At 72.6% G+C, this 12590-nt stretch carries 14 protein-coding genes and 1 pseudogene; 6 read left to right on the forward strand and 9 right to left on the reverse strand.

The genetic code is table 11. The features are described from left to right. Nucleotides 1–154: 154 nt before the first annotated feature. Nucleotides 155–1307: pseudogene (locus tag ACWV17_RS33475) on the reverse strand (GTP-binding protein); the annotation flags it as partial. 5 nt (nt 1308–1312) lie between these two features. Continuing rightward, entirely contained in the window at nt 1313–1483 is a 171-nt protein-coding gene (gene rpmF / locus ACWV17_RS33480) for a 50S ribosomal protein L32 (RefSeq protein ID WP_455357484.1), read from the reverse strand. A gap of 95 nt (nt 1484–1578) precedes the next feature. On the opposite strand from rpmF, the gene ACWV17_RS33485 reads away from it, so the two are divergent. The 3 genes from ACWV17_RS33485 (at nt 1579) to ACWV17_RS33495 (ending at nt 3923) form a co-directional block, all read left to right on the forward strand. Further along, complete coding sequence (locus ACWV17_RS33485) at nt 1579–2454, forward strand: class I SAM-dependent methyltransferase (RefSeq protein WP_455362624.1); 876 nt, start codon at nt 1579–1581, stop codon at nt 2452–2454. Between the two features lie 39 nt (nt 2455–2493). Next, entirely contained in the window at nt 2494–2868 is a 375-nt protein-coding gene (locus ACWV17_RS33490; protein ID WP_455362625.1) for an RNA-binding S4 domain-containing protein, read from the forward strand. Between the two features lie 89 nt (nt 2869–2957). Continuing rightward, the gene (locus ACWV17_RS33495; RefSeq protein ID WP_455357481.1) at nt 2958–3923 is read left to right on the forward strand and encodes a YihY/virulence factor BrkB family protein; all 966 of its coding nucleotides are present in this window, start codon (nt 2958–2960) and stop codon (nt 3921–3923) included. A gap of 136 nt (nt 3924–4059) precedes the next feature. Here the strand turns inward: ACWV17_RS33495 and ACWV17_RS33500 are convergent, their stop codons facing one another. From ACWV17_RS33500 to dhaK, 4 genes are all read right to left on the reverse strand, one after another. Beyond that, entirely contained in the window at nt 4060–4209 is a 150-nt protein-coding gene (locus ACWV17_RS33500) for a hypothetical protein (RefSeq protein WP_455357480.1), read from the reverse strand. 100 nt (nt 4210–4309) lie between these two features. Then, a complete protein-coding gene (locus tag ACWV17_RS33505) occupies nt 4310–4738 on the reverse strand; it encodes a PTS sugar transporter subunit IIA domain-containing protein (protein WP_455362626.1) in 429 nt (142 codons plus the stop codon). Further along, a complete protein-coding gene (dhaL, locus tag ACWV17_RS33510; protein ID WP_455362627.1) occupies nt 4735–5334 on the reverse strand; it encodes a dihydroxyacetone kinase subunit DhaL in 600 nt (199 codons plus the stop codon). The genes ACWV17_RS33505 and dhaL overlap by 4 nt, the downstream gene beginning before the upstream one ends. Before the next feature lie 46 nt (nt 5335–5380). Then, nucleotides 5381–6373 carry a dihydroxyacetone kinase subunit DhaK gene (gene dhaK / locus ACWV17_RS33515; protein WP_455357477.1) on the reverse strand — a complete coding sequence of 331 codons (993 nt, stop codon included), beginning with the start codon at nt 6371–6373 and terminating at the stop codon, nt 5381–5383. A gap of 132 nt (nt 6374–6505) precedes the next feature. Here dhaK and ACWV17_RS33520 point away from each other — a divergent pair, with 132 nt between their 5' ends. Further along, nucleotides 6506–6667 carry a hypothetical protein gene (locus ACWV17_RS33520; protein WP_455362628.1) on the forward strand — a complete coding sequence of 54 codons (162 nt, stop codon included), beginning with the start codon at nt 6506–6508 and terminating at the stop codon, nt 6665–6667. Nucleotides 6668–6761: 94 nt separating this feature from the next. On the opposite strand, the gene ACWV17_RS33525 is transcribed toward ACWV17_RS33520, so the two are convergent. The 3 genes from ACWV17_RS33525 to ACWV17_RS33535 are packed head-to-tail and all read right to left on the reverse strand — an operon-like array spanning nt 6762 to nt 8260. Continuing rightward, complete coding sequence (locus tag ACWV17_RS33525) at nt 6762–7130, reverse strand: low affinity iron permease family protein (RefSeq protein WP_455357475.1); 369 nt, start codon at nt 7128–7130, stop codon at nt 6762–6764. A gap of 17 nt (nt 7131–7147) precedes the next feature. Then, the gene (locus tag ACWV17_RS33530) at nt 7148–7759 is read right to left on the reverse strand and encodes a pyridoxamine 5'-phosphate oxidase family protein (protein WP_455357474.1); all 612 of its coding nucleotides are present in this window, start codon (nt 7757–7759) and stop codon (nt 7148–7150) included. A 60-nt stretch (nt 7760–7819) separates the two neighbouring features. Next, nucleotides 7820–8260 carry a DUF6003 family protein gene (locus tag ACWV17_RS33535; protein ID WP_455362629.1) on the reverse strand — a complete coding sequence of 147 codons (441 nt, stop codon included), beginning with the start codon at nt 8258–8260 and terminating at the stop codon, nt 7820–7822. Nucleotides 8261–8421: 161 nt separating this feature from the next. Here ACWV17_RS33535 and ACWV17_RS33540 point away from each other — a divergent pair, with 161 nt between their 5' ends. Beyond that, nucleotides 8422–10959 (forward strand): SpoIIE family protein phosphatase, encoded by a 2538-nt coding sequence (locus ACWV17_RS33540; RefSeq protein WP_455362630.1) that lies wholly within the window; start codon nt 8422–8424, stop codon nt 10957–10959. A gap of 188 nt (nt 10960–11147) precedes the next feature. Beyond that, nucleotides 11148–12461 (forward strand): phytase, encoded by a 1314-nt coding sequence (locus ACWV17_RS33545; RefSeq protein ID WP_455362631.1) that lies wholly within the window; start codon nt 11148–11150, stop codon nt 12459–12461. Nucleotides 12462–12590: the final 129 nt, after the last annotated feature.

A 12590-nucleotide genomic window follows, 5' to 3' on the forward strand; every position in this document is an offset into this window, starting at 1 on the left:
ATATTGTAGGGAAGAGAAGGGTGGGGGGGAAACAAAAAAAAAAACAAACCCCCCCCCCCCCCCCCCCCCCCCCCCCCCCCCCCCCCCCCGCGACCGGTACCGCGTGCTCGCGCGCCTGCTCGGGCCCGTACTCAGGGGCGTGCCCAGGTGCGGCTTCGTGCTCGCAGGCGGCGCCGTCGTCCAGCCCGTACGTCTCCCAGGCGGGGAACGGGTCGACCCACGGCTCGCGGTCGTCCTCCGCCAGCAGGCAGGCGCGCAGCGCCGCGTGCAGGGACTCGCGCCGCAGCCCGGTGCCGATGAAGACCAGTTCCTGGCCCTGCTCGGTCCCGGCGTCGCGGGCCCCCGAGGGCTCGAACCGGGCCACGGCACCGGCCTGGGACCACAACCCGGTCACGCGCGGGCGGCTGGCCAGCCAGAAGAACCCCTTCGAGCGCAGGATCGTGCCGAAGGTGCCGCTGTCGAGCCCCTTGGTGACGAACGTCCACAACCGGGCGGGATGGAACGGCCCGGTCCGCCCGGAACACCGTGCTGGAGATGCCGTACTCCTCGGTCTCCGGCATGTGGTCGCCGTTCAGCTCCCGCACCCAGCCCGGTGCCTGCTGCGCGCGTTCGAGGTCGAAGCGGCCGGTGCCCAGGATGTCCGCCGCGCGGATCCGGCCGAACCGGGCGGGCACGATCCGGGCCTCGGGGTTGAGGCGGGAGAGGGTGGCCCGGAGCCGTACGGCCTCGTCCGGCGCGACGAGGTCGATCTTGTTGAGGACGATGACGTCGGCGAACTCGATCTGGTCCATGAGCAGGTCGCTGACCGTGCGTTCGTCGTCCTCGTACTGGTCGAGGCCTCGCTCGGCCAGCCCGTCGCCGCGGTTCAGCTCGGGCAGGAAGCCCGCGGCGTCGACGACCGTGACCATGGTGTCCAGCCGGGCCAGATCGCCGAGGGTCGCCCCGTCGTCGCGCGGAAAGGCGAACGTCGCCGCCACCGGCATCGGTTCGGAGATCCCGCTGGACTCGATGAGCAGGTAGTCGAAGCGGCCCTCGCGGGCCAGCCGGTCCACCTCCTCCAGCAGGTCGTCGCGCAGGGTGCAGCAGATGCACCCGTTGGTCATCTCGACCAGGCGCTCCTCGGTCCGCGACAGAGCGGCCGCGCCGCCACGGACGAGCGCGGCGTCGATGTTGACCTCGCTCATGTCGTTGACGATCACGGCGACCCGCAGGCCCTCCCGGTTGCCCAGGACGTGGTTGAGGAGCGTGGTCTTGCCCGCCCCGAGGAAGCCGGACAGCACGGTCACCGGCAGCCGGTGGTCCGTCATGGCGGTCAGCCCTCCGGGCGCAGGAGGCCGCGTTCGTAGGCCTTCGCGAGCCTGCGCGGCACCCGGTAGACCGAGCCGTCGACGGTGACGGGCACCAGGTCGGGCACCGTGGCCTTCCACTGGGCGCGCCGGTGGCGGGTGTTGCTGCGGGACGTCTTCCGCTTGGGAACGGCCATGGAGGGTCCTCCTCGGTGGTGCGGTACAAGGCCACCCACGCTATATGAAGATGGAAACCATTTCCATCTAACGAGAGGGGTGATACAACGGAGCCGTGCAAGCGGATCACCACCACTCCGGCGCCGAGGATCTCGACTGGGATGCCCTCGGCCCCCACCTGGAACGTCAGGCCGAACTGCACCTGCCGTTCGTCGAACGGGCCACGGGCTGGCTCGCCGAGCAGCTCACCGGAGCCGACGTGAGCCGGGTCTTCGACCTCGGCAGCGGCCCCGGGGTCGTCTCCGGCGTGCTCGCCCGCACCTTCCCGCACGCCCGGATCGTGGCCGTCGACGCCGCGGCCGGACTTCTGGACCGGGTCAGGGTCCGCGCCGCGGGGGAGGGGCTGGCGGACCGGATCGTCACCCACCGGGCCGACCTGCCCGACGGTCTGGACGACCTCGGCGCGGCTGACCTGATCTGGACCAGCAAGGTGGTCCACCACCTCGGCGACCAGCAGGCCGCCCTGCGCACGCTCGCCGCTTCGCTGCGGCCCGGCGGTCTGCTCGCCGTCGCGGAGGGCGGGCTCGGCACGCGCTGCCTGCCGCGCGACTTCGGCCTGGGCCGCCCCGGTCTCGAGGCCCGGCTGGAGGCGGCGGAGGACGACTGGTTCGCCGGTATGCGGGCCGGACTGCCCGGTCACACCCGCGTCGTGGAGGACTGGCCGGCCCTGCTCGCGGCCGCCGGCCTGGTCTCCACCGGGTCGCGGAGCTTCCTCACGGACCTCCCCGCGCCGCTGGGCGCCGACGCCCGCACGTACCTCCAAGACCGGCTGGCCCGGCTGCGGGAACACGCGGCGGACGGCCTCGCCCCCGAGGACCGGCACACGCTCGACACCCTGCTGGACGCGGACGCACCGGAGGGCATCCTGCGCCGCCCGGACGCGTTCCTGCTGACCGCGACCACCGTCCACACCGCCCGAGCGCGGCCCTGAAGCGGCCCCGATTTCCCGGACAGGATCTAGAGTCGAGGCATGGCTTCAGACGAGGGGACCGTACGCGTCGACAGCTGGATCTGGTCCGTCCGGCTCACCAAGACACGTTCGCAGGCCGCCGCGGCCTGCCGGGCCGGCCACGTCCGCGTCAACGGCGACCGGGCGAAGCCGGCCCAGCCGGTGCGTACGGGCGACGAGGTGCGGCTGTACCACGCGGGGCGCGAGCGCGTCGTGGTCGTCTCGCGCCTGATCTCCAAGCGCGTCGGCCCGCCCGTTGCGGTGGAGTGCTTCGTCGACAACAGCCCGCCGGCGCCGACGCGCGAGGAGGCCGCCGCCGTTGGACACCGCGACCGCGGGACCGGCCGTCCGACCAAGCGGGACCGGCGCGAACTGGAACAGCTGCGCGGCCGCTGACCGCCGCGGACACGCATCCGACCACTCACCGGACGATCCGACTGTGCGATTTGACTGCGGGGCGCGCTCCGGGATGTGATCGTTGCGACATGGGGACTGTGGTGCACGTCCCGCAGACGCGGGACATGATCGGGGCGGAACTCTCCGGTGACGAGGCGCTGATGGCGCTGCGCCACTACGGCGGGCGCAAACTGCTGCTCGACGCCTTCTCACGGTTCCGCTACGCCGACGGCTTCAGCAACTCCCGCTCGCTGGCCTTCCAGGTGGTCCTGGCCATCGTGCCCTTCACCATCGCGCTGGTGGGCGTGGCCACCACACTGCACACCGAAAGCGTCGGCCGCGTCATCGAGTTGACGCTCGGACGAATAGCCCCCGGGGCCAGCGTCGAGCTGATCGAGGACGCCCTCGCCGACACCCGGCGCAGTGCGGGCACGGACGTCGGCGGCGCGATCGCGATGTGGGTGGGCCTGGGGTTCGCCGTAGTGAACCTCACCTCGGCCATGGCGCAGATCGAGCGGGGCATCAACCGGATCTACGGCATCGAGCGGGACCGGCCGTTCCTCGCCAAATACGGACGCGCCCTGGTACTGACCCTGACCGCCGGCGCGCCCATGGTGGTGGGCTTCGTGGTACTCGTCGCGGGCGACGCGGTGAGCAGCTCCCTTGCCGACGTGCTGCACTGGCCGGACAGCTGGTTCACCTGGTGGGACGTGCTCCAGCTACCCGCCGGGGTACTGCTGGTGTGGATCGCCTCGGCGGCCATCTTCCGCTGGTCCCCGCGGCGGGACCAGCCCGGCTACACCTGGCTGGCCTTCGGATCGGCCCTGCACCTGGTGCTGTGGGTCACGGCGACCTGGCTGCTGGCCCTCTACGTGGCGAAGAGCGGCGGATTCGGAGCGGTCTACGGGCCCCTGACCGCGTTCGTCGCCCTGCTGATCTGGGCGAACCTGACGGCCGTCGCGCTGTTCCTCGGGATCGCGTTCGCCGCGCAGCTGGAGGCCGCACGGGCCGGGATCACCGACGCGGTGCATCCCGACCCGGGCCCCGGCCCCTGATCCCGGCGTCGCTTCGCGCTGCGCCGCTTCCTGCGACGATGCGACGCTCCCCAGCCGCGCTGGGGTGCCGACACCGCCTTGCGGTGCACGGCACCAGACGCCGCACCGACCCTCGCAGGACCCGTGCGGCGCAGCTCTAGTGGCGCCTGCCGCGCAGTCGGGTCAGCGCCTGCCGGGCCTGAGCGCGCCTCCTGGGGTCGGCGGCCGCCCGCCTGCCCTGCTCGGTCAGCCTGCGCCCCTTCGGACTGCGCGCGAACGCCTTGATCCGGTTCACGATTCCGGCCACGATTCCTCCTCCGCCGTACGTCCTGGTGTCATCGTCCGCCTACCCCCGCAGGCCGCACCGATGCCTGCCCACCGGCCACCGCGACCACCGCGGCACCGCGTCAGGCCTTGCGGTAGTCGTACGCCTCCGCGGCCGCCGCCTCCACGGCGTCCAGGTCCGCCCCGGCCGAGGCGGTGACCACCGCGGCCACCGCGCCCTCGACGAACGGCGCGTCCACCAGGCGCGCCCCCTCCGGGAGTTCGCCGCCCTCGGCCAGCAGCGCCCGCACGGTCAGCACTGCGCTGCCCAGGTCGGCGAGGACCGCCACGCCCGCGCCGCAGTCGACCGCCGCGGCCGCCTCGGTGATCAGGTCCGAGCTGGTGCCGAAGCCGCCGTCCGCGGTGCCGCCGGCCGCCGCCACCGGCGCGACCGTACCGCCGCCCGCCAGCCCCTTCGCCATCTCGGCGACGGACGCCGCGACCTGCGCGCTGTGCGAGACCAGCACGACCCCGACGAGCCGTTCCGCCCGCTCCCCGCTCCCGCCGCTCATGCCGCCGCCACCTCGGCCAGGGCCGCGACGATCAGCGCCGAGGAGGTCGCCCCCGGATCCTGGTGGCCGATGCTGCGCTCGCCCAGATAGCTCGCCCGGCCCTTGCGGGCCTGCATCGGTACGGTCGCGAGCGCGCCGTTCTCCGCCGCGTCACGGGCCGCCTCGTACGACGTGGCCAGCGCGTCCACGGCGGGTACCAGCGCGTCGAGCATCGTCTTGTCGCCCGGCGCCGCCCCGCCCAGCTGGGCCACCGCGTCCACGCCGGTACGCAACGCGTCCCGCAGCTGCTCGTCGGACACCTCGGCCGCGTCCCCGAGCGCCTTGCCGGTGCGGCGCAGCAGAGTGCCGTACAGCGGTCCGGAGGCCCCGCCCACCGTCGAGATCAGCGTCCGTCCGGCCAGGACCAGTACGGCTCCGGGCGTGTCCGGCGTGTCCTTCTCCAGCGCCGTGCCGACGGCCGTGAAACCGCGCTGCAGATTGTTGCCGTGGTCGGCGTCGCCGATCGGCGAGTCCAGTTCCGTGAGGTGGACCGCCTCGCGGTCCACGGCGGCCGAGACGGCCGTCATCCAGCGGCGGAAGAATGCGGCGTCGCGCACCTGGTCTCCTTGTATGTGTTCCGTCGGTGTGGTCCGTACGTACGGCTCAGCGGCCCCAGCGAAGCCCGGCGGTCTGCACCGGCGCGTCGTACAGGCGCAGCAGCTCGTCATCGACCTGACAGAGCGTCACCGAACAGCCCGCCATGTCGAGCGAGGTGACGTAGTTCCCGACGAGCGTACGGGCCACGGTCACGCCGCGCTCCCCGAGCACGCGCTGCACCTCGGCGTTGAAGCCGTACAGCTCCAACAGCGGTGTGGCGCCCATCCCGTTGACCAGCGCGAGCACCGGCCGGGTGGGCCGCAGATCCTCCAGCACCACGTCCACCGTGTACTCCGCGATCTCGCGCGAGGTCATCATCGCCCGCCGCTCGCGTCCCGGCTCGCCGTGGATGCCGATGCCCAACTCCAGTTGCCCGGGCGGCAGATCGAAGGTCGGACTGCCCTTGGCGGGTGTGGTGCAGGCACTCAGTGCGACGCCGAAGGTGCGTGCGCTCTCGTTGGTCTGCCGGGCGATCGCCTCGACCTGTTGGAGCGGTGCCCCCTCCTCGGCGGCGGCGCCCGCCAGCTTCTCGACGAACAGGGTGGCGCCGGTGCCGCGCCGGCCCGCCGTGTAGAGGCTGTCCGTGACCGCGACGTCGTCATTGACGAGAACCTTGGCGATCTGGATGCCCTCGTCCTCGGCCAGCTCGGCGGCCATGTCGAAATTGAGCACGTCACCGGTGTAGTTTTTGACGACGAAGAGCACGCCCTGACCGCTGTCGACGGCTGCCGCGGCCCGCACCATCTGGTCCGGGACCGGAGAGGTGAAAACCTCGCCGGGGCAGGCCGCCGAGAGCATCCCCGGCCCCACGAATCCGCCGTGCAGCGGCTCGTGCCCGGACCCGCCGCCGGAGACCAGTGCCACCTTGCCCGCCATCGGCGCGTCCCGGCGTACGACGACCCGGTTCTCGACATCCACGGTCAGCTCCGGATGGGCGGCGGCCATCCCGCGCAGCGCGTCCGCGACAACCGTCTCGGGGACGTTGATCAGCATCCTCATGGTGTACCTCCCGGGAGATCCGGCCGGCGGCCGGTCCGGCCGTCACGCCCATTATCGAGCTTGCGTCCTCGCGGGTCACGGACCGTGCCATCGAGCCCCCGCTCGGAGGGCCGCAGTCCACTTCCTTGGTGGGTGAGTGACCGAAACAGGGGCACATGGCAGGCGTCCGCCAAGGGCGGGGCGGGAATGGCGAAGGCAGGCATCGCGCTCGGCATCGTGGACCTGATCATCTTCGCTGTCCTGCTCACCGTGGTCGCGTCCAACGGCGGCGGCACCTGGTACATCGGCGGCTGATCGCCGCCGTCCGCGTACCGGATCAAGGCCCGATCAGGGCCGGATCAGGGGCGGCCACCACACCATCCGTGGTGGCCGCCCCTGATCCGTGCTGTCAGGTCTCGTCCTCCATGCGGATGGCTTCCCTGAGATCCTGAAGCGCCTGGCCCGGCTTGCCCTCCTGCGATTCGAGAAGGGCGGCGGCGATGGCGTCCAGCTTCCGCTGGATGGCGTGTTCCGCCCGCAGCTCGGAGTTCTTCAGCAGGGCGAGCAGCAACAGGGTCAGCGCGGTCATCGACTCCCCGGCCAGCAGCAGCCAGGAAACCGTCAGCGACGTGAAGTGCGCACCGATGACGATGCCCACCAGGACCAGGCACACCCCGAAGAAGGCCGGTGAGCTGGTGAAGTTCGAGGCGTTGCCCGCCAGTCGCTCGAATCGCCCGGGTCTGGCGCCCCCGCGCTCGGCGGGATGCTGAAGAGTCATGCGGTTCGATTACCCGCTCAGGGGAGAACATGCATCGGCCGGCCGGTGGTGAAGTAGTCGGCGTCCTTGGGGCGGTTTGCGGTCGAATCGCGGGGGCGGACCGCGGGTTCCAGGTGCGGTATGTACTTGGAGCAGTGCACGTACGCCTCCTCCACGATGACGTGGACCCACAGCTCCGGCCGCCGCCCGGGCGCGGTGTCGACGGGGAGGTGCGGGTAGATCTGCCGCTGCTGCCGGTCGGTGTGCAGGCGCGCCGTGCCGTTGACGTGCAGACCTATGTGGTGATGGGTGAAGTCCATGAAGAGCAGGCCGAGATGGGGGTTCTCGGTGATGTTGCCCGCGCTGGCGAGGACCCCGTTGCCGCGGTACTCCGGGTACGTCAGGGTCCGCTCGTCCAGGTCGATGACGAACCCGGGCGGGCCGGCGCGGAAGCTGGCGTCGCAGGCGCCGCCGGCGTCGGCGGTGGAGAGGAACACCATGGTCTGGCGGCGTACGAAGTCGCGCATCTCCGGGGTGAGGCAGGGCTGCATCTGGCGGTCGTAGAAGCCGGCGGCCCGGTCCGTGGTGCCGAGGTGATGCTGCAACAGGCGCTCGCCGGACGATCCGTAGGAGCCGTCGTGGGTGGTCACGGGAGGTCGGTCTCTTCCTGTCGGGCGCGGAGTCCGCAGAACCTAACACACGGTGTGACGTCAGGCCGCGCCGGTCACGTCCCGGCCGATCTCGCCGACCACCTCCGGGTCCAGGCCGGTCAGTTCGACGATGCGGTGCGCCGGTACGCCGTGCGCGAGGGCACGCGTGACCAGGCCGGTACGGTCCTCCGCGGTGTGCCGGAAGTCCAGGAGCTCGGATTCGATCTCGGCCGTGGCGGGCGGGACACAGGAACGGCGGACGATCTCCGTCTCCTCCTCGCTCAGCGGGAGGGGCAGCCGCTCCGCGTCGTCCGGGATGGCGGCGCCGGCCTCCGGCGGCAGAATCCGCACCCCGGCGGAAGCGGGGGTCACCTCATGGGCCTGGAGCCAGCCGCGTACCGCCGTGGTCTCCAGGCACTCGAGTTCTCCCACCGCGGAGAGGGGAGCGCCGAGCTGAGGGCGCGTGTCGTCGGCAATGAAGAGGAAGGCGTCGTCAGCCATCGTGTGTCGTTCGCTTTCGGATCGGCCACGGGAATCGGGGCGCCGACAGGCGGCGCGTCATCCTCCGACTTCCCCGGCGAACGCAACGCAATCGCGAGTGGCGCGCCGACACCGCCGGTCGGTCCTTACTCTGGTAGTGCCTGTTGAGTCGGAGGCCATGGATGAAGAAGCATCCAGCGAAGGCGGCTCCGGAGTCATGGGCGGACCAGGCGGTCGGGGCCTACGATGTCGGCTTCCGGCTGACAGGGGCGCTGCGGGCTGTGATGGAGCAGGTCTTGGTGTTCGGTGGGGCGGCGCTGGCCGCCGTCTACGTGCTGGGCGAAGAAGCCGGAGAGCTGCGCCTGGCCGAGGCCGCCGGAGGCCCCGTCGCCCGCTACGGGCTGTCGTCGAGTTACCCCCTGACCAGCCGCTCTCCCGTCACGGACGCCGTCCGCTCCGGCCGTCCCCTCTGGCTGAACGCCACGGAACTCGCCGGCTCCTCCCCGAGTGTCCCGGAGCCGGAGGGCGGCGTCTCGCTGGGCGCGCTGCCGCTCGGAGCGGACGGCAGACCGCTCGGCTGCCTGGTCGTCGTGGACGACATTGGTGGCGGCTTCGACCCCGAGCGGCGCAACTTTCTCGAGCTGTACGCCGGCCAGATCGCCGCACAGCTCGAAGCGGGCCTCGCGGCGGGCAGTGGGCAGGACGGGGGTTCGGGCGCGGAGCCGGGCCGCGCCCCGGCCACCGGCCGGCCGGAGCTGCGGCCGGTACCCGGACCCGCCCTGGGCCGCGTCGGCGTCGGCTCGTTCACCCTCGTCCTCGGCACCGGGCGGATCGAGGCGGACGCTCAGCTGCTGGAACTGCTCGACATCGCCCAGGACGACTTCGACGGGCGCGTCGAGACCCTGCTCGCGCACACCGTCCCGGACGACCTGCCCGCGCTGATGTCCATTGTCGAGCCGGGCCACATGCCCTCCAGCGGCCGGGAACTGGAGTTCCGTATCCGCCGCTCCACCGGCGAGCTGCACTGGCTCCGGCTGCGCTGCCGGGTGCTGTTCGACACGGGGGGCAGCCCCCAGCGGGTACTGGGCGTGGTCGCCGACGCCTCGCATCTGCGGCCCAGCGCGGACGAGGTCTCCCGGGTACAGCAGCTGTCCGCCGCCCTGGCGGGCGCGGCCACCATCCAGGACGTCGGCCGGATGGTGGTCACCTCCCTGCGCGGCCCGCTGGGAGCCGATCGGGTCGCACTCGCCGAGCTCGACGCCGACCGGCTGGTGGTCACCGTCCTCGACCCGCCGCAGCCCGCCGCCTGGCCGGAGATCTGGCGGTCCGAATGGCGGTCCGAATGGCCCGACGCGCCCACCCGCGCGCTGCCCACCCTGCAGACCGCGCTGCGGGAGGGCCGCGCGAGTCTGTGGCCCGCGGGCGCCGCCCTCGAACCGGGCCTCTCGGGCGTGGGCCCCGGCGGTCTCGCCGTTCTCCCGCTCCCGGCCGAAGGGCGGGTGGTCGGCGCCTGCCTGGTCGGCTGGGACGAGCCGCACGAGTTCGGCCCCGAGGAACGGTCCCTGCTGACCGCGACCGCGGGTCTGGTGGGTCAGGCCCTGATGCGCGCCCGCGCGTCCGACGCCAAGCACGAACTCGCCACGATGCTCCAGCGCAGCCTGCTGCCCCGCAAGCTTCCGCCGCTGCCCGGCGCGGTGGCCGTCGCCCGCTATCTGCCGGCGACGGTGGGGCTCGAAGTGGGGGGTGACTGGTACGACGTGATACCGCTCTCCGACGGACATGTGGCGCTGGTCATCGGGGACGTACAGGGGCACAGCGCCGGCGCCGCGACGATCATGGGCCAGATGCGCACCGCGATCAGGGCCTACGCGGTCGAGGGTCACCCGCCCGACGTGGTCGTCTCGCACGCCAACCGCCTGCTCGTCGGCATGGAGACCGACCTGTTCGCGACCTGCTGCTACGTCGCCCTGGACATGGAGGAGGGCACCGCCTGGATCGTCCGGGCGGGACACCTGCCGCCACTGCTGCGCCACCCGGACGGCGAAACCGAGGAGGTGGTGGTCGAGGGCGGGCCGCCGCTCGGGGTGGTCGCGGACGCGCAGTACCCCATGACCACGGTCGGACTGGCCCCCGGCACGGTCCTCGCCCTGCTGACGGACGGCCTGGTCGAGTCCAAGAGCCTCGCCCTGGAGGACGGCATGCGCCGCGTCTGCGGAGTCCTCTCCGCCGCCGATCCGTCCGACGCCGGGCGGGTGGCCGACGAACTGCTCGGCGGGGTCAACCGGCGGGACGACGACGTGGCGCTGCTGCTGCTGCGCTACGACGGGATGCGGGTGCGGCCGATACGCACCGGCTGGACGGTGTGGCGGCTGCCCGACGCCGTCATGCACGCCCGCCGCTTCACCGCGCGCACGCTGCGCTCCTGGGGGGTGACGGAGCAGGTGGACACGATCCTGCTGGTTGTCTCCGAACTGGTCACCAACGCCCTGGTGCACACCCACGGCCAGGTGCGCCTGGACCTGACCCTCGCCGGGGACCATCTGCGGGTCGCGGTGAGCGATGCGTCGCCGCGTACGCCCGCCAAGCCGGCGAGCCTGGACTGGGAGGCGACCGGCGGCCGGGGCGTCCTGCTCGTCGAGGCGATGTCGGCGCGCTGGGGTTCGGTGCCGCTCAGCGGCGGCAAGCAGGTGTGGGGCGAGATCTCCCTGACGTCGCGCTGATCCCCCGTATCGCCGTACCTGATGGGTGATCAACAGGCCGCCATTGCAGTGGTGTTCACAGTGGTGTTCATGTGCTGAACACCCGGGCATCACGCGGGCGACCGCCGGGCGCCGCCCGCCCCCCGCACGCTTTCCGACGCACCGTCAGCCACATCCCCGACCCTGAGGAAGCGTCTGTGAGAGCGTCTGTGAGAACGCGCCGGCCTGCCAGGGCGGCGGCCGCCGCCCTGGGCATCGCGGTGGTCACCCTCCTCCTGTCCTCTCCCGCCCAAGCGGGTACCGCCGCCCTTCCGGCCGTGGTACCCACCGCGGAGGCCCCCGCCCTCCACGACGACGAGACCGGCGGCAACGCCGACGCGGACGATCCGGCGATCTGGCGCAACGCCGCCGATCCCGGCCGCAGCCTCGTCGTCGCCACCGCCAAGGAAGGCGGCCTGCGCGTCTACGACTTGGCGGCGCGACCGGTGCAGTCGGTGCCCGCGCCTCCGCCGGCCTCCGCCGACGACGCGCCCGGCCGGTTCAACAACGTCGACCTCGTCACCGGACTGCGGCTGCCGTCCGGCCGGGCCGACGTCGCCGTCGTCAGCGACCGCGGCCACGACCGGCTGCGGATCTACCGCATCGACCCGTCCCTGCCCGGCGGCCCGCTGACGGACATCACCGACCCGGCAGCCGCCCCGGTGTTCTCCGCGGACCAGTCGCAGGTCAACGAGCAGCGGACCGCGTACGGCCTGGCCACCTGGACGGACCGGGCCACCGGCCGTTCGTACGCCCTGGTCAGCCGGCGCAACGAGACCCGCATCGCGCTGCTCGAACTCAGGGCGACCGCATCCGGGACCGTGGGCTACCGCAAGGTGCGCACACTCGACCTCCCGGCCACCTTCCGGCTGCCCGGCGGCGAGAGCTGGACCCCCTGTGCGGAGCCCGGCGAACGGCCCCAGGTGGAGGGCATGGTCGTCGACCCGGCCAACGGCTTCCTCTACGCCGGCCAGGAGGACGTCGGCATCTGGCGGCTGCGCGCCGATCTCACCGGCGCCCCGGTGCTGGTGGACAAGGTGAAGGAGTACGGCGTTCCCGGCGTCTACGACGAGGAGAGCGAGGAGTGCGCGCCCGGCGCCGATCCCGGCTACGGCGGCCGGCGGCTGGCGGCCGACGTCGAGGGGCTGACGCTCTTCCAGGAGCCCGACGGCGACGGCTACCTCCTGGCCTCCAGCCAGGGCGACAACACCTTCGCGCTGTACGACCGGGAGGTCGGCGACGACAACGAGTACGAGGGCGGCTTCCGCGTCACGGCCGCGACGGCGGTGCTCGACGGCTCGGAGGAGTGCGACGGCGCCGCGGTGATCAACGCGCCCCTCGGCGACCGCTATCCGCGGGGCCTGCTGGTCGTCCAGGACGGGCGGGAAACGCCTGAAGTCCCGGACGGCGAGGGCGGTTCGCGGGAGGCGACGGGGTTCAAGTTCGTCGACCTCGGCGCGGTGGTCGACGCAGCCGACATGTGACCTCACCGACAGCCGACGACCGAAGAGGCGTGGGGGGGGGGGGCGACAGCACCCCCCCCCCCCCCCCCCCCCAAAACCACCCCCCCCCCCCCCACCCCCCCCCCCCCCCCCCCCCCCCCCCCCCCCCCC

The organism is Streptomyces mabaensis (assembly GCF_053763515.1).